Here is a 20,874-nt window from a genome sequence, read left to right on the forward strand (position 1 = left end):
TCAATACGACCTTGCCGGCGCTATCAGAGCGTATATTTATGTAAATTCCCCATCATTTCCTTCAGCGCTTCGATGTTGTCTTTCGGATGCGCCGCGCCTTCGAAGTCGCAAATCTGCTGCCAGTGCGCCGCCACGTCTTCCGGGGAGAAAACTGTCCGTGGATCGAACCCGGCACCGAGGCTGCGCTCCCAGCGGACCTTGCCCATCCAGCCGCCGCCGACTTCGAACAGACCGGAGGTTTCCTGGCAGTTCTCGCTGGCCAGGTACACCACCAGCGGGCTGACCAGTTCCGGCTTGAGCTGTTCGAAGACCTGCGGCGGGATCAAGCCTTCGGTCATGCGCGTGCCGCCGGTGGGGGCGATGGCGTTGACCAGGATGTTGTTCTTGCGGCCTTCGATGGCCAGGGTGCGGGTCAGGCCATAGAGACCGAGCTTGGCCATGCCGTAGTTGGACTGGCCGAAGTTGCCATAGATGCCCGAGGTCGACGCAGTGAAAATCACCCGGCCGTAGTTTTGCTCGCGCATGTGCGGCCAGGCGGCGCGGGTGACTTTGTAGGCACCTTCGACGTGGACGCGGTAAACCAGGTCCCAGTCGGCGTCATCCATTTTGTGGAAGGTCTTGTCACGCAGGATCCCGGCGTTGTTAACCACCACGTCGACGCGACCGAAAACGTCCAGGGCGTGCTGGACCAGTTTGTCACCGTCAGTGACCGAGTCGTGGTTGGCCTCGGCGATGCCGCCAGCCTCGCGAATGTCCGCTACCACGCGGTCGGCAGCCGAGGCGTTGGCGCCCTCGCCCTGGGCCGTGCCGCCAAGATCGTTGACCAGCACCCTGGCGCCCTGTTTGGCGAACAGCAGTGCATGCGCCCGTCCCAGGCCGCCACCGGCTCCGGTGATGATCACGACTTTATCTTCGAAGCGCACAGACTCATTCATGGGGGGGACTCCAGCAGGCCAGGGGACAGTGAGTCCGAGTTTCAGGCACGGCGCAGCGGGTCACAATGAACACGGGGGAGGCTGAATGGTGGGCGATAAGGCTGGGGGATGATGATCGCGTCGGACAGGATGACGTAATCCCACAGAAGCAGAACAGATTCAACGCTGCGAATCAGGAGCAGGCCACCTTGCGCGGCGGCAAGAGCAATTGATCGCGAAACGCCAGGTAGTGCTTGAGCACCTCGCAGGGCGCCTCGATCTGTGGGTAGTGGCCAATGTCAGGCAACACCACCGTGTCCGCCTCCGGGATCAGCTCCCGGTAACGCTCGACCATGTGCGCGCCGGAGATCGGATCGACCCCGCCATCGATCACTCGCAGCGGCACTTCACCGCGTTGCATCGCGCTCACCCAGCGGTTGCGCCAGACGCGTCGCTCCGGGATGTAGGCGATCAATTTGTGCATGATCCGTGGCCCGCTATGACTTTCGACCAGGCTCCAGAAATCATCCATCTGGCTTTCACTGGGACGGGTTTGCGGACCGAAAATCTGCCGAAAGCTTCTCACCAGGCCATCACGGCTGAAGGCGCGGCCAATCATCCAGCCCAAAGGACTGAGCAAGAGTTTTTGCATAAGTACCGGGCGGTGGGTTTCCGGAAACAACCCGCCGTTGAGAAACACACAACTCGCCAGCTCCACCCGCGACTCGTAATGCCGGGCCAGCAGTTCCTGGGCCACGCTGTCGCCGTAATCGTGGGCGAACAGGTGCACAGGCTGTTCGACATTCAGGTGTTCAAGCAGTGCCTGTTGCAGATCCGCTTGCTCCAGCAGGCTGTATTCGTGATTCGCCGGTTTGGCCGAATCGCCGAAGCCCAGCATGTCGCAAGCGATCACGCGAAAACGCTGGGTCAATGGCTGCCACAGGTAATGCCAGTCCCAACTGGCGGACGGAAAGCCGTGAATGAGCAGCAGTGGCTCACCCTGCCCTGCTGTCCAGTAACGGATGCTCTGGTCACGAAAAATGAACGTCTGGCTGCGCTTGCGCCAGACACACAGAGGGATCTCGGCGAGTTCCATTAGAGTTTATAACCCGGGTCCAGTTTATCGAGTTTACGCAGCAGCGCCGGCCAGGCCAGCGCTCCGCCCATTCCTTGAGCACTTCTGGTGACACCCGCGATCATGGCTTTGGCGCCAGCCAGAATCTGCGGTTCGATGGCGATCAGTTCAGCGGCACCGTTTTGCGCCATGACCTGAATGTCGCAGGCACGCTGAAAGGTGAACATCATCAGGAACGTATCGGCGATGGTGCTGCCGCAGGTCAGCAGACCGTGGTTATGCAACATCAGGAAATTGTTTTCACCGAGGTCGGCCTGCAGCCGCACTTTCTCTTCATGGTTGAGCGCCACGCCTTCATAGGCGTGGTAGGCCAGGCTGGAAAGCACGAACAACGACTGTTGGCTGATCGGCAAAACACCCTGCTTCTGTGCCGACACCGCAACCCCCGAAGCCGTGTGGGTGTGGAGCACGCAGACGACATCGTGACGAACTTCATGCACGGCGCTGTGGATGGTGTAACCCGCCGGATTGATCTCGTAAGGACTGTCCATCAGCTTGTTGCCGGCCTGATCCACCTTGACCAGGCTCGATGCGGTCATTTCGTGAAACATCAACCCGAACGGGTTGATCAGGAAATCTTCGGTACCGGGCACCTTGGCGGAAATATGGGTGAAGATCAGGTCATCCCAGCCATGCTGGGCGACCAGGCGATAACAGGCCGCCAGGTCGACGCGAGTTTGCCACTCGGCAGCACTGACCTGGTCTTTGACACTGTGTGGCGATTGGACGGGAGCGACAGTCACGGCAAGGAACCTCGGTGTTTTTATGATGGAGTGTTTCCTATGTTTACCGAGTCTAGTCAGCCCTTGAGGTTCGTGTAGTTGCATTGGCAGCCAGCTTGATGGCCGAGCGAGTCAGCCGCCGTGCTGCCCTGGATCCATGTCAAATGACCGGCGCCCGCGAGGGTCTGACAGGCAGCTTTTACCGCACTGTCAGAACCCTGACTGGCATGGGTGCCATGGCAACGGTCAGGCGCGCAGTGCGTTGATCAGGTCCGCCAGCCAAGGCTCGGCGTCCGTTTCGGGGGTCACCGTTTCACTGGCATCCAGGCGCAGCATTGGCAGTATTTCGCGAATGCCCAGTTCACCGAACAATTCGCGCATCTGCTCGCCGCCGCCACAAAAAGTATCGCCATAACTCGCATCGCCCAATCCGATTACCGCACCTGGCAAACCGCGCCAGGCCGCTGGCAATTGGTCACGAATGGTCGAATACAGCGGTTGCAGGTTATCCGGTAGCTCACCCATGCCGGTGGTCGACGTCACCGCCAGAAAGGCTTCGGGGCCAAACGCCTGGACATCGGCGAGGGTCGCACGCGGGTTGTGCCAGGTTTCGAAACCGGCGGCTTGCAACAGGCTGGCGGCGTGGCGGGCAACTTCTTCGGCCGTGCCGTACACCGAGCCGGAAATGATGGCGACTTTCATCAATCTGATCCTGAATCCGAGTAAAAGACCCGGATATTAACAGCACGGTCGTGATTGTTCTTTTAGAATGCAATCGACAATCAATCAGGAAAGGATACTCCGATGATTAATGCACAGCTGCTGCAAATGGTGATCAACGCCTCCAACGACGGTATCGTGATTGCCGAAAAGGAAGGCGATCAGGACAAAATCCTCATCTACGTCAACCCCGCGTTCGAACGCCTGACGGGGTACTCCAGCGAAGAAATCCTCTATCAGGATTGTCGTTTCCTGCAGTCGGGGGACCGCGACCAGGAAGCCCTGCCGCTGATTCGCGACGCCTTGAACGGTGAAGGATCCTGCCGGGAAATACTGCGCAACTACCGCAAGGACGGCACACCGTTCTGGAACGAGCTGTCCCTTTCCACGGTGAAAAATCCAGCGGACGGGCAAACCTACTTTGTCGGTGTGCAGAAAGACGTCACCGTGCAGGTCAAGGCGCAACAGCGCGTGGCCCAGCTGGAGGGGCAGTTGGCTGAACTCCAGGCCGAGCTTGCCGCGCTCAAGGCGACGAACGGCAAAAACAAAATTCAGAATTAATGGTCAGTAACTACAATCACCAATGACTTTGTAACTCTATCTTTCGAGCTGGCCATGCAACGCGACGCGCTCCTGACCCAGGATGAGCTGGATTTCATCCAAGCCATGCAACACAACCCGCAACTCAATGTGCGGGACGCGACGTCGAGCCTGCTCGTCAACGGTGGGTCGCAAATCCGTGACCTGCTCACCCGCCTGGCGGCCCATGAGCAGGTCACCATTCAAGCCAGTTTCGAAAACCAGCAAATGACCTTCCCCCTGCACCTGGTGGAAGACGAGTTTCATGCACTGCATTTGCGCCTCGGTGTGCCGAGCATCTATGAAGACGGGCCGATGGCCCGGCCTTGGCGCCTGGTACTGGACGAACCGGTAGCGCTGGAAAACGCCAAGGGTCAACCCGGCACCCTGTGGGTACACGAAGTGTCGTGCAAAGGGGTTCTGCTGGAGGTTCGCAACAAGACCAAGCCACCGAAGCATTTCGCCTTATGGTTCAGCCCGTCAGGCTATGAGCGGATTGCCTTGCGTGGCACTTTCGAGAAAGAAAACGAACAGGGTTTCTTTGCCTATCAGCTGAGCCAGAACGATACGGATGAAACCGAGCGTCTGCGTCAGTTCATCCTGCAACAGCATCGTTTGACGCATCCCGCGCTGCATCTCTGAACTTCAAGTATCCAGATTACCCGCCAGGAACTGCTTCAGACGCTGGCTCATGATCTCCCCTGCATTGCCCAGGCAACCGATCGATGACCCGGCCAGGCTCTCCTGTGCCAGGTCGCAAGCATCACCGGCCAACAACAATCGACACTCCAGACTCATGGCCAGGCGATTCAAGCGCTGTGGCAACTCGGCAGTCGGCGCATGATTGGAAAACAGCACCAACGCCAGGGGCTTGATCCTTTCACACGTCAGCGCCAGCTCCTCGAACGGCTGGCCCATGTTCAGCACGCGAACGGCCACTGGCCCGGAACTCAGGAACAGGGCGGCAACCAGCAGCTCCAGCTCCCGGCATTGGCCAACCAGGGCACAGATGACCACACGAGGCGGCTGTTTGTCGCGCAGCAACAACAGACGCTGCACCACCCGGGAACGCAGAAAACCATCCAGGAACAGCCACTCGCTGGTTCCACCGAACTGGTCCTGGCGTTGCAACAACTGCTTCCAGACGGGGATCAGAATGTCCTGGAACACCACCAGCAGGGAGTAACTGGAAAAGATTTGCCCGTAGACCTGCTGCAGCCGAATGTCGTCAAAACTACTGACCGCAGCAAGAACCTGTTGCTGCCATTGCGCGTAATCGGCTTCCACGAGGTTGCTGGGGATGATGTGGGACAGTGCCTGGAGCGGCTCGGTCCTGGCCAGGATCTTGCCGATCCTGCTGACCACAACACCACGCTCGATCCAGCCGAGAATGCTACGGACACGCTCAATATCGGACATCGAATACAGTCGATGCCCGCTATCGGTGCGTGTTGGAACAATCAGGCCGTATCGTCGTTCCCAGGCTCGAAGCGTGACCGGGTTGACACCTGTCAGTCGCGCCACCTCGCGAATGGGAAAGAGTTCTTCCTGTTCGAGAGCGACGGCCTGCGTAGAGCCTGAAGCGACGTCTGTAAGACTGGGCATCCTGTTGAAACATCCCTGTATCGTCCGAGCCTTATTCTAACGCCCCTGCCCCGTAAAGTTTCCGTAAAAAATCGATACCGCGAATGAACGGATAAACGTCACAGACGCCACGGGCGGAATCAGGAATAATCCTTGCTTGTTTCGAGTCGCAGCCCACCACCCCGGCGCTGTGCCTGGCGAAGCTCCTATCCGGAGCGACGCAAATGCCTTACGGAGATACACAATGTCTACCCCTCCCGTCACGCTGATGGTTGCGCGCCGCGTTGCCAATGGACGTTACCAGGACCTGATCGCCTGGTTGCGCGAAGGCGAACAACTGGCCACCGACTTTCCCGGCTACCTCGGCTCCGGCGTGCTTGCTCCGCCGCCCGGCGATGACGAATTCCAGATAATCTTCCGCTTCGCCGACGAGCAGACCCTGCACGCCTGGGAGCATTCCGCTTCGCGCAGCGCCTGGCTCGGACGCGGCAGCGACCTGTTTGCCCACCCGACAGAACATCGGGTCAGCGGTATCGAAGGCTGGTTCGGTGCCATCGGTCAACGCCCGCCGCGCTGGAAACAGGCTGTGGCGATCTGGCTGGCGTTCTTTCCGGTTTCGCTGCTGTTCAACTTTGTGCTGGGGCCGCTGTTGAGTGACATGAGCCTGCTGCCGCGGGTATTCATCAGCACCCTGTGCCTGACGCCGCTGATGGTTTACCTGTTCATTCCGTTGTCGACCCGTCTGCTGGCCGGCTGGCTCAACAGCACGCCGACACGCCCATTGCGTACCGAACCCTCCACTCAGAATCATTGATCTCTCCTGTGGGAGCAAGCTCGCTCCCACAGTTGTTTCCCCCGCAATAGGTAGAGCGCTCCCGTCGCTGGTATAGTTTTGTTCTCACCGCGACGCGAGCCGTACATGACTACTTCCGCAGCCCCTATCCTCATCACCGGCGCCGGCCAGCGTGTCGGCCTGCACTGCGCCCGGCGATTGCTGGAAGATGGCCATCGGGTGATTTTCAGCTACCGCAGCGAGCGTCCCGGCGTACAAGCCCTGCGCGATCTGGGGGCCACCGCGGTGTTCGCGGACTTCGCCAGCGAGACCGGGATCCTCGCCTTCATCAGCGAACTGAAAACCCACACCGACTGTTTACGGGCGATTGTCCACAACGCCTCCGAATGGCTGGCCGAAACGCCGGACACCGACGCAGCAGCATTCACCCGTATGTTCAGCGTGCACATGCTGGCGCCCTACCTGATCAACCTGCATTGCGCCGACCTGTTGCAACGCTCAAGCCCCGCCGACATCGTGCACATCAGCGATGATGTGACCCGCAAGGGCAGCAGCAAGCACATCGGCTATTGCGCCAGCAAAGCCGGACTCGACAGCCTGACCCTGTCCTTCGCCGCCAGGTACGCGCCGGCCATCAAGGTCAACGGGATCGCGCCAGCCCTGCTACTGTTCAACCCTGAAGACGACGCGGCCTACCGCGCCAAGGTGCTGGCCAAATCCGCACTGGGTATCGAGCCCGGCAGCGAAGTGGTCTACCAGAGCCTGCGCTATCTGCTCGACAACCCTTATGTCACCGGCACCACCCTGACCGTCAACGGCGGAAGGCACATCAAATAGTGTCCCGCGAGGATTTTCCATGACGTTATCCCTGCCCCAGAATTATCGAGAGATCCTCATCGGTCTCGGTGAAAACCCCGACCGCGAGGGTTTGCTCGATACGCCGACGCGTGCAGCCAAAGCCATGCAGTACCTTTGCCATGGTTACGAGCAAAGTGTCGAAGAGATCGTCAATGGCGCGCTGTTCGCCTCCGACAACGATGAAATGGTCATCGTCGACAACATCGAGCTGTACTCGCTTTGCGAACACCACATGCTGCCCTTCATCGGCAAGGCGCATGTGGCTTATATTCCAACCGGCAAGGTGCTGGGCCTGTCGAAAATCGCTCGGCTGGTGGACATGTTCGCCCGGCGCCTGCAGATCCAGGAAAACCTCACCCGGCAAATCGCCGACGCGGTGCAGCAAGTGACCGGCGCGGCAGGCGTCGCAGTGGTCATCGAGGCGCAGCACATGTGCATGATGATGCGCGGCGTCGAGAAACAGAATTCGACCATGAACACCTCGGTGATGCTCGGCGCCTTCCGCGAGTCGAGCAATACCCGCCAGGAGTTCCTGCAATTGATTGGACGGAGCAAGTAGCAATGCCACAACTTCAGCCAGGCATGGCACGCATCCGGGTCAAAGACCTGTGCCTGCGTACCTTCATCGGCATCAACGAGGATGAAATCCTCAACAAGCAGGATGTGCTGATCAACCTCACCATTCTGTACGCAGCCCAGGAAGCGGTACGCGACAACGACATCGATCACGCGTTGAACTACCGGACCATTACCAAGGCAATCATCGCCCATGTGGAAGGCAACCGCTTTGCGCTGCTCGAACGCCTGACCCAGGAAATTCTCGACCTGGTGATGGCCAACGCATCGGTGCTGTACGCCGAGGTCGAGGTCGACAAGCCCCACGCGCTGCGATTCGCCGAGTCGGTGTCGATTACACTCGCGGCAAGCCGCTAAGCTTCAAGCTTCAAGCTTCAAGCTTCAAGCTTCAAGCTTCAAGCTTCAAGCGGTAAGCTACAGGTCACCGAACATCCATCTTGCAGCTTGAGGCTTGCAGCTTGAAGCTGTCTCAGAGAGACCTATGACCGATCAACAACGCCTGGAACTCGAAGCCGCCGCCTTTCGCCGGCTGGTGGCCCACCTGGACAGCCGCAAGGATGTGCAGAACATCGACCTGATGAACCTCTCGGGTTTTTGCCGCAACTGCCTGTCCAAGTGGTACAAGGCGGCGGCCGACGACCGCCAGATCGAGGTTAGCCTCGACGAAGCCCGCGAAGTGGTTTACGGCATGCCGTACGCCGAATGGAAAGCCCAATATCAGCAAGAAGCCAGCGCCGACCAGCAAGCGGCGTTCGCCAAAGGAAAACCCAATGAGTGATTTGAACACCCTGCGCGCCAGCCTCAAGAGCGGTGAACACGCCTTCGCCAACACTCTGGCGTTTATTGCCGCCGGTTACGACTACCAGCCTCAGGCTTTCAACAATGGTGGCGTGGAAAACGCGGCCGGGCAGAACGAAGGCTCGTGCAAGACCCTGGGTCTGGCGCTGCTCGAAGGCTTGAGCGATGAAGAAGCCCTGCTGGCTTTCGGCGAGCATTACCGCTCGGTTGTTGCCACGCCTGAAGGCAGCGACCACGGCAACATTCGGGCGCTGATTGCCCATGGACTGGCTGGTGTGAATTTCACCCAACAGCCGCTGACCCGCCGCTGATTTAAATTGTAGGAGCGAGCCTGCTCGCGAAAAACTCAAGAGCACTGCTGGGCCTCTGGTTTACGCGTAATCGTTCACCACCATCGCGAGCAGGCTCGCTCCTACAGGTTCTGCGTTCACGGCGCGGAACTGATCAGAAATACATCCAGACTTTTAAGATTGACCCGGCAACTTTATTTCGTTTGCCCCGTACCACCGCTCACGGCTTAGATAAAAAGAGGTCCTCCTTCTTCCGAGCCGGTCATTCATGCGCAGCGAAACTATCAGCCAGTCGATCAACATCGTTCACCCTGTCACGCTCAGCCACGGCAAAAACGCCGAGGTCTGGGACACCGATGGCAAACGCTACATCGACTTTGTCGGCGGCATCGGCGTGCTGAACCTCGGCCATTGCCATCCGCGCATCGTCGAGGCCATTCGCGAACAGGCCACCCGACTGACCCACTACGCGTTCAACGCTGCACCCCATGTGCCTTACCTCGAACTGATGGATCGCCTCAGCGCGTTCATGCCGGTGGGTTACCCGGTCAGCGGCATGCTCACCAACAGCGGCGCGGAAGCGGCGGAAAACGCCCTGAAGATTGTCCGCGGGGCCACCGGACGCAGCGCGGTCATCGCCTTCGACGGCGCCTTCCACGGCCGCACGCTGGCCACCCTCAACCTCAATGGCAAAGTCGCACCCTACAAACAAAAAGTCGGCGTGCTACCGGGGCCGGTGTTTCACCTGCCCTTCCCCAGCCAGGACAACGGCGTCACCTGTACCGAGGCCCTCAAAGCCATGGAGCGCCTGTTCAGCGTCGAGATTGATGTTGAAGACGTCGCCTGTTTTATCGTCGAACCGGTGCAGGGCGAAGCGGGCTTTCTGGCCATGGAGGTCGAGTTCGCCCAAGCGCTGCGCAAGTTCTGCGACGACAAGGGCATTGTGCTGATCGCCGATGAAATCCAGTCCGGTTTCGGCCGTACTGGCCAGCGCTTCGCGTTCTCGCGACTGGGCATCGAGCCGGACCTGATCCTGCTCGGTAAAAGCATCGCCGGCGGCGTGCCGCTGGGTGCGGTGGTCGGGCGCAAGTCGCTGCTCGACAACTTGCCCAAGGGCGGACTCGGTGGCACTTACTCCGGCAATCCCATCGCCTGCGCAGCGGCACTGGCAACCCTGGACGAAATGACCGATACCAACCTGCATGCCTGGGGCACCCAACAGGAAGAAGCGATTGTCGGCCGCCATGCAACCTGGCGTGCGAACAACCTGACGCCGTACCTGGGACGCCTGACCGGTGTCGGTGCCATGCGTGGTATCGAGCTGATCAACGCCGATGGCTCGCCCGCACCGGCTCAATTGACCCAACTGCTGGTCCTGGCGCGGGATGCGGGTCTGCTGCTGATGCCCAGTGGCAAATCTCGTCATATCATCCGTCTGCTGGCGCCGTTGACCATTGAGGCTGCGGTGCTGGAGGAAGGGCTGGATATTCTTGAGGCGTGCCTGGCAAAACTGACCTGAACACAATACCTTGTGGGAGCGGGCTTGCTCGCGAAGAGGGAGTGTCAGCCGATATCATTATTGACTGACACACCGACTTCGCAAGCAAGCCCGCTCCCACACTGGAATGTAATCGGGTTGTAAATCGCGGGCACAAAAAAACCGGCCAAAGCCGGTTTTTTCATTTCAACGAAAGCAGAATCAAGCGTTCTGCAGATTGTCGAGGTAACGCTCGGCATCCAGTGCCGCCATGCAACCGGCGCCAGCGGAGGTGATGGCCTGACGGTACACGTGGTCAGCCACGTCACCGGCGGCGAAAATACCTTCGAGGTTGGTCGCAGTGGCGTTGCCGTCACGGCCGCCCTGCACAACCAGGTAGCCGTCCTTCAGGGTCAACTGGCCTTCGAACAACGAAGTGTTCGGAGTGTGGCCGATGGCGATGAACACGCCGTCGACTTTCACTTCGTCGAAGCTGCCGTCGTTGTTCTTCAGGCGGGCACCGGTCACGCCCATGTTGTCGCCCAGCACTTCGTCCAGGGTCGCGTTCAGCTTCAGCTCGATCTTGCCTTCGGCAACACGGGCATTCAGCTTGTCGATCAGGATCTTCTCAGCGCGGAAAGTCTCGCGACGGTGGATCAAGGTCACCTTGCTGGCGATGTTGGCCAGGTACAGGGCTTCTTCAACAGCGGTGTTGCCGCCGCCGACCACGGCAACCGGCTTGTTGCGGTAGAAGAAACCGTCGCAGGTCGCGCAGGCCGAAACGCCTTTGCCCATGAACGTTTCTTCGGACGGCAGGCCCAGGTAACGAGCGCTGGCGCCGGTGGCGATGATCAGGGCATCGCAGGTGTAAGTCGCGCTGTCGCCGATCAGGGTGTACGGCTTGGCAGCGAAGTCGACAGCATTGATGTGATCGAACACGATCTCGGTTTCAAAGCGCTCGGCGTGCTCGCGCATCCGCTCCATCAGCGCCGGGCCGGTCAGGCCGTGGACGTCGCCCGGCCAGTTGTCGACTTCGGTGGTGGTGGTCAGTTGACCGCCGGCCTGCATGCCGGTGATCAGCAGTGGCTTGAGGTTGGCACGGGCGGCATAGACCGCGGCGCTGTAACCGGCAGGGCCGGAACCGAGAATAATCACTCGCGAATGACGGACTTCAGACATAACCTGCTCCTGTTGACCGGCCCGGAACACCTGGCGCGGAACGCCGGATTGCCGGCTGGAATAAAAAAGAACGGTTGAAAGCACTTGGGGAAGGCTTGAACCCGACCGTCCTGTAAAAAGATTGAGTGCAGCGTATCGAGGGGGCGAAGATTAAGGAAATACGGTTTAACAATCCAGCTCATAGGTGGTCTCTATGCCATCTGGCCGACGATATCGACGTCTTTGTTACAGTGAATGTCGATACCGCTGTCGCGCTTTCGCCTGTGAAGCAAAGCCGGTAAGGTCGGCGCGTTTTCCCTCTGCCCGGAGCCTCTTATGCCTGCCCCTGTTCTGTCCGGCCCGCAATACCTGCGCGAAGGCCTCAAGCTGGTGCTGAGCCCCAGCCTGCGTTTGTTTGTGCTGTTACCGCTGGCAATAAACCTGGTGCTGTTCGTCGGATTGATCTACCTGGCCGGCCATCAGTTCAGCCTTTGGGTCGACACCTTGATGCCGTCCCTGCCTGACTGGCTGAGTTTTCTCAGCTACATCCTCTGGCCGCTGTTCGTGGTCCTCGTCGTGCTGATGGTGTTCTTCACCTTCACCATGCTCGCCAACGTCATTGCCGCGCCGTTCAACGGCTTCCTCGCGGAGAAAGTCGAAGTGGTGGTACGCGGCACCGATGACTTCCCGGCCTTCAGCTGGGGCGAGCTGATCGCCATGATCCCGCGCACCCTGGCCCGGGAAATGCGCAAGCTCGGCTACTTCCTGCCCAGGGCAGTCGGGTTGTTCATCCTCTCGTTCATCCCGGTGGTGAACATCATCGCAGCGCCGCTGTGGCTATTGTTCGGGGTGTGGATGATGGCGATCCAGTACATCGACTACCCGGCGGACAACCACAAGCTGGGCTGGAACGAAATGCTCGCCTGGCTGCGGCAGAAGCGCTGGCAGAGCATGAGCTTCGGCGGCAGCGTGTACCTGGTGCTGCTGATCCCGGTGGTCAACATCCTGATGATGCCGGCCGCCGTGGCTGGCGCGACGCTGTTCTGGGTGCGTGAACGTGGTGTCGAAAACCTCGTGACGCGCTACGACTGAAGGGCACAGACGAAACGAGGCATCGGTCCAATGCCTCGTTTTGATTACAGCGATGCCGACAAAACGTCCTGCGCCAGCAGTTACTTCGGGGTCACCCAAAGTGGAATAGATGCCGGTTCGATCAACAGATAGGCCAACAACAACCCGCACGCCATGACAAACAACCAGGACTTTCCAGAGAAAAAAATGGTGATCCTGGTTAGGAACAACCAAAAACCATGTAGCGGTCCATAACTACGCTGGTTCATAAGTGCCAGATAGTGGAGCAGCGCCACGCCGGTAAACACCATCACCAGTAAAGTCACGCACATGCCGAACACCTGGCTCATCATTAGTGACCGGCCATAATCCGACAAACTGTCCATATAAAATTCACGGAAGGTGTGGTTGGACGCCAAAGCCGTAAGATCCGGATCAAAGGATGACTTGGCCAAACCAATCAATCCACCACATCCTGCAAGAATGAAAATCGGCGCAGCAATGTAAACCGCCCAACTGCCCGAGGTAAATTGACCTTTGATCAATGAGACCAACGCAGTCGTGATACTGAATGCCAGCAATGTGGAAAGAAGCACCCACAAATAGTAATGGATCAGCTCAACATAGATCGCGTATTTCCAGACCAAAAACATGAGGCCGATTGCCAGAACAAAAAAGATCGGCAATATCCCATCCCTAGCGGGAGCCGCCGAAGTGCCTCCTTTTGTGGTGACATTAGTAATGTAGGTTCGCTTTGTCTGGATCACCGTAATCGGGGCATTCACAGTCGGGGGGTTGGTGATGCCAGCGAACAGCACGCCACACAGAACCCCCATCAAAGGTCCCCAAATCCAGGCTTGCAAATTCGCGTTCGTGACCAGATCCATAAATATCTGCATTCAAATCCTCTCTTAAATATTGGCACATAACTGGTTATACAACCAGTGGTAGCACAATAAAATCACCACTCTTCTATAAATGCAATATTTTATTGACGGCATTTTCCAGGCACCCAGAATTGGCCCTAAGAGTTTCTTATGTTGCGCTGGAGCGCACCAACTCGCTCAGAATCAACCGTTTCACAAATCCATCATCCGAACGTCATAGCGTCGACATGGCCCCAGCCGACACTGGGGTCATGACGACAGCTCTGCATATCACCCTGATCACCGAAACCTTCCCACCGGAAATCAACGGCGTGGCCAATACCCTGGGCCGCTTGTGCGACGGTTTGCGCGCGCGCGGGCATCAAGTGGAGCTGGTCCGGCCGCGTCAGGGCTGCGACCAGCAATTGAGCAGCGATGATGAGTTGCTGTTGTGCCGGGGCTGGCCGCTTCCGGGTTACCCCGGTTTGCAATGGGGCCAGTCGTCGATGCACAAGCTGCTGCGGCGCTGGACGCGTCACCGCCCGGATGTGCTCTACATCGCCACCGAGGGTCCGCTAGGTTTGTCAGCGTTGCGCGCGGCAAGGCGACTGGGGATTTCAGTGGTCAGCGGTTTCCACACCAATTTCCAGCAGTATTCCAACCAGTACGGGTTTGGTTTGCTCACGCGCCTGCTGACCCACTACCTGCGCTGGTTCCACAACCGCTCGACCATGACCCTGGTGCCCAGCGTCAGCCAGCGCCTGGAACTGGAGCGACGTCAGTTCGAGCGACTGGCGTTGCTGTCCCGTGGGGTCGACAGCGAATTGTTTCACCCGGCCAAACGGTTAAATGCGCTGCGCGAGCAATGGGGACTGACTGAGGAAGACATCGCCGTCATTCATGTCGGTCGCCTGGCTCCGGAGAAAAACCTCGGCCTGCTCAAACGCACCTTCAATACCCTCAAGGCGAGTTATCCACAGCGCACGCTGAAACTGATCGTGGTCGGCGATGGCCCACAGCGCCAGGAACTGGAAAACGAAATGCCCAAGGCGATTTTCTGCGGCACGCAACGGGGTGAAGCCCTGGCCTGTCACTACGCCTCGGGGGACGTGTTTCTGTTTCCGAGCCTGACCGAAACCTTCGGCAATGTGGTGCTTGAAGCACTCGCTTCGGGGCTTGGCGTGGTCGCCTACGACCAGGCAGCGGCGGCCCAGCATATTCGTCATGGCTACAACGGCGTACTGGCAATGCCGGGAGATGAAGAGGCGTTCTGCGATGCAGCGGCATGGCTGCTGGAGGAAAGGGAAGCCTTGCGCAATGTGCGCCTCAATGCGCGCCAGCATGCCAGTCGCCAGGGTTGGGCGACGATTATCGAACAGTTCGAGGGACAGTTGCGCGGGGCGTGTGCCGGGGAGATGGTGGTGCCGAATGCACCGATTGTTCCCTGATTTTGCAGTGCTCTTGAGTCAGTTTTCGCGAGCAGGCTCGCACACATTGGTTCTGTGTCTTACACAAATCCCCTGTGGGAGCGAGCCTGCTCGCGATGAGGCCTTCCCGGTCGTCGCTTAAACCAGCGTCATCAACGCTTCGCGGCTGAACGGCAGAATGTCTTCCTCACGGCCGTCGCGCACTTTCTGTGCCCAGTCCGGGTCCACCAGCAACGCGCGACCGACCGCCACCAGGTCGAACTCATCGTTGTTCAGGCGTTCCAGCAGTTTTTCCAGGCTGGCCGGTTGCGCGACCTTGTCGGTGTTGACCATGAACTGCAGGAACTCGCCGTCCAGGCCGACGCTGCCCACGGTGATGGTTGGCTTGCCGGTGAGTTGGCGGGTCCAGCCGGCCAGGTTCAGCTCGGAACCGTCGAACTCAGGCTCCCAGAAGCGGCGGGTCGAACAGTGGAAAATATCCACACCCGCATCCGCCAACGGCTTGAGGAACTCGCCCAAGGCTTCCGGGGTTTGCACCAGACGCGCTGTGTAGTCCTGCTGCTTCCACTGGGAGAAACGGAAGATGATCGGGAAACCTTCACCGACCGCGGCACGCACGGCCTGAATCAATTCAATGGCGAAGCGCGAACGGTTAGCCAGGCTGCCGCCGTATTCGTCGGTACGCTGGTTGCTGCCTTCCCAGAAGAACTGGTCAATCAGGTAACCGTGGGCACCGTGGATTTCCACGCCGTCCATGCCGATGCTCTGGGCATCCTTGGCGGCTTGGGCAAACGCAGCGATTACATCCTGGATGTCTTGTCTGGTCATGCCGTGCACCACGACCTGACCTTCCTTCACTTTTTCCGACGGGCCATAACCTGGCACGCTGGCGTCCGGCTCGGTGCCGATACGGCGCACGCTGCCCACGTGCCACAGCTGCGGAACGATCTTGCCGCCTTCGGCGTGAACGGCATCGACGACTATCCTCCAGCCGGACAGGGCTGCTTCACCATAGAAATGCGGAACGTTCGGATAGCCATTGGACGCCTTGTGACCGACGGTGGTGCCTTCGGTAATGATCAGGCCGACGCCCGCAGCGGCGCGACGACGGTAGTATTCGATCACTTTGGAGTTAGGCACGCCGCCCGGGGAAAAGGAGCGGGTCATCGGCGCCATGACGACGCGGGTCGGCAGTTCGAGGGTGCCGAGGTGGAACGGTTTGAACAGGGCTTTGACGGGCATGGGACGCTCCACGAAAACGTTATCGACAGGCACAATTAATATGACGGCGATAATATGCGCAGTACCGTCAGCGCGATAGCACTATTGATCAGAATGATTAAGGGTCAAAAGGCAGGCATAAAAAATCGCAGCTCGATGGCTGCGATTTTTGTGGTTCAGCTCAGCGCTTTTTCAATCGCGTGAACGATGGTCGGATCATCCGGCGCCGTACGTGGCGAGAACCGAGCCAGTACACGGCCGTCCTTGCCCAGCAGGAACTTCTCGAAGTTCCAGGTGATGTCGCCGGGAAATTCCGCGCCCTCGCCCGCCAGCAAGCGGTACAACTGATGACGTTCATGCCCGTTGACTTCCAGCTTGCTGGACAACGGAAAGGTCACGCCATAGTTGAGGCTGCAGAAATCCTTGATCTCCTTCTCGGTCCCCGGTTCCTGCCCGGCAAACTGGTTGCACGGCAAGCCCAGCACACTGAAGCCTTTGCCCTTGTATAGCTGGTAGAGGTTTTCCAGCGCCGCGTACTGCGGGGTCAAGCCGCATTTGGAGGCGACGTTGACCACCAGTACGACTTGGCCTTTAAAAGGCGCCAGAGGTAGCTCCTGTCCATCCAGGGCTGTCAATTTAAGGTCGTGAAAAGCACTCATGGCGTACTCCAGATTCCCGTGTTCTTCTCGAAACAGCCACTTGGCGGTGTCGTCAGGGACAGCCGCAGACTAAAAAGGCGCCCACAGGGCGCCTCTCCAGTTATCTGAGCTTAGCGCAGAAATCAGTGGTGATGGCCACCTTCGCCATGGACGTGACCATGAGCGATTTCTTCCTGGCTGGCGTCACGGATGTCGATGATCTTGACCTGGAAATTCAGGCGCTGACCAGCCAACGGGTGGTTGCCGTCAACGGTGACGTCGTCGCCGTCCAGATCACGGATGGTCACGATCTGCATCTGGCCGTCCGGAGCAGAAGCGTGGAACTGCATGCCCACTTCCAGCTCGTCGACACCTTCGAACATGCTGCGGCTCAGGGTGCTGACCAGTTCGGCAGCGTATTCGCCGTAAGCGTCTTCCGGTTCAACGGCTACGGTCAGCTCGTCGCCGACAGCCTTGCCTTCCAGAGCCTTTTCCAGGCCCGGGATGATGTTGCCTGCGCCTTGCAGGTAGACCAGCGGCGCGCCGCCGGCGGAGCTGTCGATGACCTCACCAGCGTCGTTGGTCAGGGTATAGTCGATGGAGACAGCCTTATTGGCGGCGATCAGCATGGGGCGAGACCTTTTGCATAAGAAGATTGAAAGGCCAAGTTTAGCGAAGCCATCGTCCGAAAGCGAACACAACCCGGACAGACGGGATTCGACGATCACAGGCTTCCATCAGGACGAGGACGGACACTGGGTGGCCGAGCTTTCCTGCGGCCACACCCAGCACCTGCGGCACCAGCCGCCCTGGCAATCCCGCGTCTGGGTCATGGACCCTGCGCAGCGCCAGGAAAAAACAGGCCAACCCTTTGATTGTGGTTGGTGCGCACAAGGCTCGGTTAGCGATAACCTTGGCGACTGAATTTCGGTAGACGACCAGTTATAGGTCATCACCTTTGCAATGCACCTTTAGAGAATCCGCATGCAAACTTTTTTTATCGCGCCCACCGATTTTGGTGTGGGTCTGACCTCCATCAGCCTCGGGCTGGTGCGCACCCTTGAGCGGGCCGGGCTCAAGGTCGGTTTTTTCAAACCGATTGCCCAGCCGCATCCGGGCGACACGGGCCCGGAGCGTTCCACCGAACTGGTGGCGCGTACCCACGGCTTGAAACCGCCTCAGCCGCTGGGCCTGGCCCATGTCGAGCGCATGCTCGGCGACGGTCAGCTCGATGAATTGCTCGAAGAAATCATCACCCTGTATCAGCAGGCTGCCATCGGCAAGGACGTGCTGATCGTCGAAGGCATGGTGCCGACCCGCAGCGCCAGTTATGCCGCGCGGGTCAACCTGCATCTGGCCAAGAGCCTCGACGCCGAGGTGATCCTGGTCTCGGCACCGGAAAACGAAGTGCTGACCGAGCTCTCCGGTCGCGTCGAGTTGCAGGCGCAATTGTTCGGCGGCCCGAAAGACCCGAAAGTCCTCGGCGTGATCCTCAACAAGGTCAAGACCGAGGAAAGCATGGAGGCCTTCGCCACGCGCCTGAAGGAGCATTCGCCGTTGCTGCGCAGTGGTGATTTCCGCTTGCTCGGCTGCATTCCGTTCCAGCCGGAACTGAACGCCCCGCGCACCCGCGACGTCGCCGACCTGATGGGTGCGCAAGTGCTCAACGCCGGTGATTACGAAACCCGGCGCATGACCAAAATCATCATTTGCGCCCGCACCATGCGCAATACCGTGGAGTTGCTCAAGCCCGGCGTGCTGGTGGTGACCCCCGGCGACCGCGACGACATCATCCTCGCCGTCAGCCTCGCGGCCTTGAACGGCGTGCCGCTGGCCGGCCTGCTGCTGACCAGCGACACCCTGCCCGATCCGCGCATCATGGACCTGTGCCGAGGCGCCCTGCTGGCCGGATTGCCGGTGTTGTCGGTGAGTACCGGCTCCTATGACACCGCCAACCTGCTCAACGGCCTGAACAAGGAAATCCCCATCGACGACCGCGAGCGCGCCGAAATCATCACCGATTTCATCGCCGGCCATCTCGATGCCAACTGGCTGCACCAGCGCTGCGGTACGCCACGGGAAATGCGCCTGTCGCCAGCGGTTTTCCGCTATCAATTGATCCAGCGCGCCCAGGCGGCCAACAAGCGCATCGTGCTGCCCGAAGGCAGCGAGCCGCTAACCGTACAGGCCGCCGCAATCTGCCAGGCCCGTGGCATCGCTCGCTGTGTGTTGCTGGCCAAGCCCGAGGACGTGCAGGCCGTCGCCCGCGCCCAGGGCATCGAGTTGCCACCGGGCCTGGAAATCATCGATCCGGACTTGATCCGCGAGCGCTACGTCGAGCCCATGGTCGCGTTGCGCAAAAGCAAAAGCCTCAACGCGCCGATGGCCGAGCAACAACTGGAAGACACCGTGGTGATCGGCACCATGATGCTGGCCCTGGATGAAGTCGACGGCCTCGTGTCGGGCGTGATCAACACCACCGCCAACACCATCCGCCCGGCCCTGCAACTGATTAAAACCGCGCCGGGCTGCACCCTGGTGTCGTCGGTGTTCTTCATGCTGTTCCCGGAAGAGGTGCTGGTCTATGGCGACTGCGTGATGAACCCGCACCCGAGCGCCAGTGAACTGGCCGAGATCGCCCTGCAAAGCGCTGATTCGGCCGCCGCCTTCGGCATCACGCCACGGGTGGCGATGATCAGCTACTCCAGCGGCGAGTCGGACAGCGGCGAAGACGTCGAGAAGGTCCGCGAGGCTACCCTGCTCGCCCACGAACAACAGCACTCGCTGCTGATCGACGGCCCCTTGCAGTACGACGCCGCCGCCAACGAAAGCGTGGCCCGGCAACTGGCGCCGAACAGTCAGGTGGCCGGTCGTGCCACGGTGTACGTATTCCCCGACCTCAACACCGGCAATACCACGCACAAAGCCGTACAGCGCAGCGCCGACTGCGTCAGCCTCGGGCCAATGCTGCAAGGCTTGCGCAAACCGGTGAACGATTTGCCGCGCGGCGCGCAGGTCGATGACATTGTCTACACCATCGCCTTGACTGCGATCCAAGCCGCCAACCGACCTATGGATGTGTAAATGCTGGACTTCCTACCCGCCCCGCTGCGGGGCGTGATCGCCTCGCTGCTGTTGGTGCTGAACACGATTTTGCTCTGCTCGTTCCTGTTCTGCGTGGCGCTCGTCAAGGTATTGCCGTTCGCCCTCACCCAGCGCCTCGCGGGCTGGCTGATGAACCATACCCACGAAGCCTGGATCAGCCTCAACAAAGGCTGGATGAACCTGGTGCGCCGCACACGCTGGCACATCAGCGGCCTGCAAGGCCTCGACTATCAGCACTCGTACCTGATCACCAGCAACCACCAGAGCTGGGTCGACATCCTGGTGCTGCAATACGTGCTCAACCGGCGCATTCAACCGCTGAAGTTCTTTCTCAAGCAGGAGCTGATCTGGGTCCCGGTGATCGGTCTGGCCTGGTGGGCGCTGGGCTTTCCGTTCATGAAGCGCTACTCCAAGGCCTATCTGGAGAAGCACCCGGAAAAGAAAGGCAAGGACCTGGAAACCACCCGCAAGACCTGTGCGAAATTCCGCGACAACCCGGTGGGCATTTTCAACTTCGTCGAAGGCACACGCTTCACCGAGGGCAAACACAAGCAACAGCAGTCACCCTTCAAGTACCTGCTCAAGCCCAAGGCCGGCGGCATTGCCTTTGTGCTGGATGCGATGGGCGAGCAGCTTGAATCCCTGGTCAACGTGACCATCCACTACCCTGCCGGGCGCCCGGGTTTCTGGGACTTGCTGTGCGGGAACGTTGCGGACGTGGTGGTGCACTTTGAAGAGCTGAAGATTCCGCCGCAGTTCATTGGCAAGAACTATGACCAGGACGGTGAATACCGCCTGCAGTTTCAGGGCTGGATCAATCAGTTGTGGCAGGACAAGGATGCTCTGCTTGCGCAGATGCATCGCGAGTATCCAGGAAAACACTAATCCCCTGTGGGAGCGAGCCTGCTCGCGATTGCTGGCTGACATTCAATATTGATGTCG

24 protein-coding genes are annotated in these 20,874 nt (G+C 59.4%); 14 read left to right on the plus strand and 10 right to left on the minus strand.

Annotation, left to right across the window (positions count from 1 at the left end; all coding sequences use genetic code 11):
• Positions 1-23: 23 nt before the first annotated feature.
• The 4 genes from KGA85_RS22860 to KGA85_RS22875 all read right to left on the minus strand — a co-directional run bounded on the left by KGA85_RS22860 (position 24) and on the right by KGA85_RS22875 (position 3,473).
• Entirely contained in the window at positions 24-935 is a 912-nt protein-coding gene (locus tag KGA85_RS22860) for an SDR family oxidoreductase (RefSeq protein WP_223455612.1), read from the minus strand.
• 172 nt (positions 936-1,107) lie between these two features.
• Positions 1,108-2,010 carry an alpha/beta fold hydrolase gene (locus tag KGA85_RS22865; RefSeq protein ID WP_223455611.1) on the minus strand — a complete coding sequence of 301 codons (903 nt, stop codon included), beginning with the start codon at positions 2,008-2,010 and terminating at the stop codon, positions 1,108-1,110.
• Entirely contained in the window at positions 2,010-2,792 is a 783-nt protein-coding gene (locus KGA85_RS22870) for a class II aldolase/adducin family protein (RefSeq protein ID WP_102701466.1), read from the minus strand. The genes KGA85_RS22865 and KGA85_RS22870 overlap by 1 nt, the downstream gene beginning before the upstream one ends.
• 225 nt (positions 2,793-3,017) lie before the next feature.
• On the minus strand, positions 3,018-3,473 hold the full coding sequence (locus KGA85_RS22875) for a flavodoxin (RefSeq protein WP_223455610.1): 456 nt from the start codon (positions 3,471-3,473) through the stop codon (positions 3,018-3,020).
• Between the two features lie 102 nt (positions 3,474-3,575).
• Here KGA85_RS22875 and KGA85_RS22880 point away from each other — a divergent pair, with 102 nt between their 5' ends.
• Together KGA85_RS22880 and KGA85_RS22885 are read left to right on the plus strand one after the other, a co-directional pair.
• Positions 3,576-4,052 (plus strand): PAS domain S-box protein, encoded by a 477-nt coding sequence (locus tag KGA85_RS22880; RefSeq protein ID WP_223532675.1) that lies wholly within the window; start codon positions 3,576-3,578, stop codon positions 4,050-4,052.
• A gap of 54 nt (positions 4,053-4,106) precedes the next feature.
• On the plus strand, positions 4,107-4,712 hold the full coding sequence (locus KGA85_RS22885) for a hypothetical protein (protein ID WP_150727404.1): 606 nt from the start codon (positions 4,107-4,109) through the stop codon (positions 4,710-4,712).
• 3 nt (positions 4,713-4,715) lie between these two features.
• Here KGA85_RS22885 and KGA85_RS22890 read toward each other — a convergent pair whose 3' ends face one another.
• A complete protein-coding gene (locus KGA85_RS22890; RefSeq protein ID WP_223543389.1) occupies positions 4,716-5,675 on the minus strand; it encodes a MerR family transcriptional regulator in 960 nt (319 codons plus the stop codon).
• Positions 5,676-5,898: 223 nt separating this feature from the next.
• On the opposite strand from KGA85_RS22890, the gene KGA85_RS22895 reads away from it, so the two are divergent.
• The 7 genes from KGA85_RS22895 (at position 5,899) to KGA85_RS22925 (ending at position 10,488) form a co-directional block, all read left to right on the plus strand.
• A complete protein-coding gene (locus tag KGA85_RS22895; protein ID WP_223455607.1) occupies positions 5,899-6,468 on the plus strand; it encodes an antibiotic biosynthesis monooxygenase in 570 nt (189 codons plus the stop codon).
• Positions 6,469-6,573: 105 nt separating this feature from the next.
• On the plus strand, positions 6,574-7,284 hold the full coding sequence (gene folM / locus KGA85_RS22900) for a dihydromonapterin reductase (protein WP_223455606.1): 711 nt from the start codon (positions 6,574-6,576) through the stop codon (positions 7,282-7,284).
• A 19-nt stretch (positions 7,285-7,303) separates the two neighbouring features.
• Positions 7,304-7,864, plus strand: a complete 561-nt coding sequence (gene folE / locus KGA85_RS22905) for a GTP cyclohydrolase I FolE (RefSeq protein WP_223455605.1) — start codon at positions 7,304-7,306, stop codon at positions 7,862-7,864.
• Positions 7,865-7,866: 2 nt separating this feature from the next.
• Positions 7,867-8,238 carry a dihydroneopterin triphosphate 2'-epimerase gene (gene folX, locus KGA85_RS22910; RefSeq protein ID WP_007970304.1) on the plus strand — a complete coding sequence of 124 codons (372 nt, stop codon included), beginning with the start codon at positions 7,867-7,869 and terminating at the stop codon, positions 8,236-8,238.
• A 124-nt stretch (positions 8,239-8,362) separates the two neighbouring features.
• Positions 8,363-8,659: a DUF1244 domain-containing protein gene (locus tag KGA85_RS22915; protein WP_046040093.1), complete on the plus strand. Its 297-nt coding sequence runs from the start codon at positions 8,363-8,365 to the stop codon at positions 8,657-8,659.
• Entirely contained in the window at positions 8,652-8,990 is a 339-nt protein-coding gene (locus KGA85_RS22920; RefSeq protein ID WP_223455604.1) for a HopJ type III effector protein, read from the plus strand. Before KGA85_RS22915 ends, KGA85_RS22920 begins: the two co-directional genes overlap by 8 nt.
• 247 nt (positions 8,991-9,237) lie before the next feature.
• Positions 9,238-10,488, plus strand: coding sequence for an aspartate aminotransferase family protein (locus tag KGA85_RS22925; RefSeq protein WP_223532678.1), 1,251 nt, complete (start codon positions 9,238-9,240; stop codon positions 10,486-10,488).
• A 180-nt stretch (positions 10,489-10,668) separates the two neighbouring features.
• Here KGA85_RS22925 and trxB read toward each other — a convergent pair whose 3' ends face one another.
• Positions 10,669-11,625 carry a thioredoxin-disulfide reductase gene (gene trxB / locus KGA85_RS22930; RefSeq protein ID WP_223543390.1) on the minus strand — a complete coding sequence of 319 codons (957 nt, stop codon included), beginning with the start codon at positions 11,623-11,625 and terminating at the stop codon, positions 10,669-10,671.
• Between the two features lie 315 nt (positions 11,626-11,940).
• Here trxB and cysZ point away from each other — a divergent pair, with 315 nt between their 5' ends.
• Positions 11,941-12,696, plus strand: a complete 756-nt coding sequence (gene cysZ, locus KGA85_RS22935) for a sulfate transporter CysZ (protein ID WP_223455601.1) — start codon at positions 11,941-11,943, stop codon at positions 12,694-12,696.
• Between the two features lie 80 nt (positions 12,697-12,776).
• Here cysZ and KGA85_RS22940 read toward each other — a convergent pair whose 3' ends face one another.
• Positions 12,777-13,574, minus strand: coding sequence for a hypothetical protein (locus KGA85_RS22940; RefSeq protein ID WP_223455600.1), 798 nt, complete (start codon positions 13,572-13,574; stop codon positions 12,777-12,779).
• Positions 13,575-13,789: 215 nt separating this feature from the next.
• Between KGA85_RS22940 and KGA85_RS22945 the strand changes: the two genes are divergently transcribed.
• Entirely contained in the window at positions 13,790-14,989 is a 1,200-nt protein-coding gene (locus KGA85_RS22945) for a glycosyltransferase family 4 protein (protein WP_223455599.1), read from the plus strand.
• Between the two features lie 117 nt (positions 14,990-15,106).
• Here KGA85_RS22945 and KGA85_RS22950 read toward each other — a convergent pair whose 3' ends face one another.
• The 3 genes from KGA85_RS22950 to KGA85_RS22960 form a co-directional block, all read right to left on the minus strand.
• Entirely contained in the window at positions 15,107-16,210 is a 1,104-nt protein-coding gene (locus KGA85_RS22950) for an NADH:flavin oxidoreductase (RefSeq protein WP_223455598.1), read from the minus strand.
• Positions 16,211-16,365: 155 nt separating this feature from the next.
• The gene (locus KGA85_RS22955) at positions 16,366-16,848 is read right to left on the minus strand and encodes a glutathione peroxidase (protein WP_223455597.1); all 483 of its coding nucleotides are present in this window, start codon (positions 16,846-16,848) and stop codon (positions 16,366-16,368) included.
• Positions 16,849-16,970: 122 nt separating this feature from the next.
• On the minus strand, positions 16,971-17,456 hold the full coding sequence (locus KGA85_RS22960) for a peptidylprolyl isomerase (protein WP_007901600.1): 486 nt from the start codon (positions 17,454-17,456) through the stop codon (positions 16,971-16,973).
• Between KGA85_RS22960 and KGA85_RS22965 the strand changes: the two genes are divergently transcribed.
• Genes KGA85_RS22965 through KGA85_RS22975 form a run of 3 tightly spaced genes read left to right on the plus strand, consistent with a single transcriptional unit; the run spans position 17,425 to position 20,817 of the window.
• Complete coding sequence (locus KGA85_RS22965) at positions 17,425-17,751, plus strand: DUF3565 domain-containing protein (protein ID WP_223455596.1); 327 nt, start codon at positions 17,425-17,427, stop codon at positions 17,749-17,751. The two genes, KGA85_RS22960 and KGA85_RS22965, sit on opposite strands and share 32 nt — an antisense overlap.
• A gap of 60 nt (positions 17,752-17,811) precedes the next feature.
• Entirely contained in the window at positions 17,812-19,911 is a 2,100-nt protein-coding gene (gene pta, locus KGA85_RS22970; protein WP_223455595.1) for a phosphate acetyltransferase, read from the plus strand.
• Entirely contained in the window at positions 19,912-20,817 is a 906-nt protein-coding gene (locus tag KGA85_RS22975; RefSeq protein WP_223543391.1) for an acyltransferase, read from the plus strand.
• Positions 20,818-20,874: the final 57 nt, after the last annotated feature.

It is taken from the genome of Pseudomonas sp. GL-B-12 (assembly GCF_019955895.1).
Taxonomy (GTDB): domain Bacteria; phylum Pseudomonadota; class Gammaproteobacteria; order Pseudomonadales; family Pseudomonadaceae; genus Aquipseudomonas.

What these genes read in the sequence shown, in the direction of transcription:
- KGA85_RS22860 (WP_223455612.1), bottom strand. Translation starts at nt 935, where the DNA reads ATGAATGAGTCTGTGCGCTTCGAAGATAAAGTCGTGATCATCACCGGA.
- KGA85_RS22865 (WP_223455611.1), bottom strand. Translation starts at nt 2,010, where the DNA reads ATGGAACTCGCCGAGATCCCTCTGTGTGTCTGGCGCAAGCGCAGCCAG.
- KGA85_RS22875 (WP_223455610.1), bottom strand. Translation starts at nt 3,473, where the DNA reads ATGAAAGTCGCCATCATTTCCGGCTCGGTGTACGGCACGGCCGAAGAA.
- KGA85_RS22880 (WP_223532675.1), top strand. Translation starts at nt 3,576, where the DNA reads ATGATTAATGCACAGCTGCTGCAAATGGTGATCAACGCCTCCAACGAC.
- KGA85_RS22885 (WP_150727404.1), top strand. Translation starts at nt 4,107, where the DNA reads ATGCAACGCGACGCGCTCCTGACCCAGGATGAGCTGGATTTCATCCAA.
- KGA85_RS22890 (WP_223543389.1), bottom strand. Translation starts at nt 5,675, where the DNA reads ATGCCCAGTCTTACAGACGTCGCTTCAGGCTCTACGCAGGCCGTCGCT.
- KGA85_RS22895 (WP_223455607.1), top strand. Translation starts at nt 5,899, where the DNA reads ATGTCTACCCCTCCCGTCACGCTGATGGTTGCGCGCCGCGTTGCCAAT.
- folM (WP_223455606.1), top strand. Translation starts at nt 6,574, where the DNA reads ATGACTACTTCCGCAGCCCCTATCCTCATCACCGGCGCCGGCCAGCGT.
- folE (WP_223455605.1), top strand. Translation starts at nt 7,304, where the DNA reads ATGACGTTATCCCTGCCCCAGAATTATCGAGAGATCCTCATCGGTCTC.
- folX (WP_007970304.1), top strand. Translation starts at nt 7,867, where the DNA reads ATGCCACAACTTCAGCCAGGCATGGCACGCATCCGGGTCAAAGACCTG.
- KGA85_RS22915 (WP_046040093.1), top strand. Translation starts at nt 8,363, where the DNA reads ATGACCGATCAACAACGCCTGGAACTCGAAGCCGCCGCCTTTCGCCGG.
- KGA85_RS22920 (WP_223455604.1), top strand. Translation starts at nt 8,652, where the DNA reads ATGAGTGATTTGAACACCCTGCGCGCCAGCCTCAAGAGCGGTGAACAC.
- KGA85_RS22925 (WP_223532678.1), top strand. Translation starts at nt 9,238, where the DNA reads ATGCGCAGCGAAACTATCAGCCAGTCGATCAACATCGTTCACCCTGTC.
- trxB (WP_223543390.1), bottom strand. Translation starts at nt 11,625, where the DNA reads ATGTCTGAAGTCCGTCATTCGCGAGTGATTATTCTCGGTTCCGGCCCT.
- cysZ (WP_223455601.1), top strand. Translation starts at nt 11,941, where the DNA reads ATGCCTGCCCCTGTTCTGTCCGGCCCGCAATACCTGCGCGAAGGCCTC.
- KGA85_RS22940 (WP_223455600.1), bottom strand. Translation starts at nt 13,574, where the DNA reads ATGCAGATATTTATGGATCTGGTCACGAACGCGAATTTGCAAGCCTGG.
- KGA85_RS22945 (WP_223455599.1), top strand. Translation starts at nt 13,790, where the DNA reads ATGGCCCCAGCCGACACTGGGGTCATGACGACAGCTCTGCATATCACC.
- KGA85_RS22950 (WP_223455598.1), bottom strand. Translation starts at nt 16,210, where the DNA reads ATGCCCGTCAAAGCCCTGTTCAAACCGTTCCACCTCGGCACCCTCGAA.
- KGA85_RS22955 (WP_223455597.1), bottom strand. Translation starts at nt 16,848, where the DNA reads ATGAGTGCTTTTCACGACCTTAAATTGACAGCCCTGGATGGACAGGAG.
- KGA85_RS22965 (WP_223455596.1), top strand. Translation starts at nt 17,425, where the DNA reads ATGGAGACAGCCTTATTGGCGGCGATCAGCATGGGGCGAGACCTTTTG.
- KGA85_RS22960 (WP_007901600.1), bottom strand. Translation starts at nt 17,456, where the DNA reads ATGCTGATCGCCGCCAATAAGGCTGTCTCCATCGACTATACCCTGACC.
- pta (WP_223455595.1), top strand. Translation starts at nt 17,812, where the DNA reads ATGCAAACTTTTTTTATCGCGCCCACCGATTTTGGTGTGGGTCTGACC.
- KGA85_RS22975 (WP_223543391.1), top strand. Translation starts at nt 19,912, where the DNA reads ATGCTGGACTTCCTACCCGCCCCGCTGCGGGGCGTGATCGCCTCGCTG.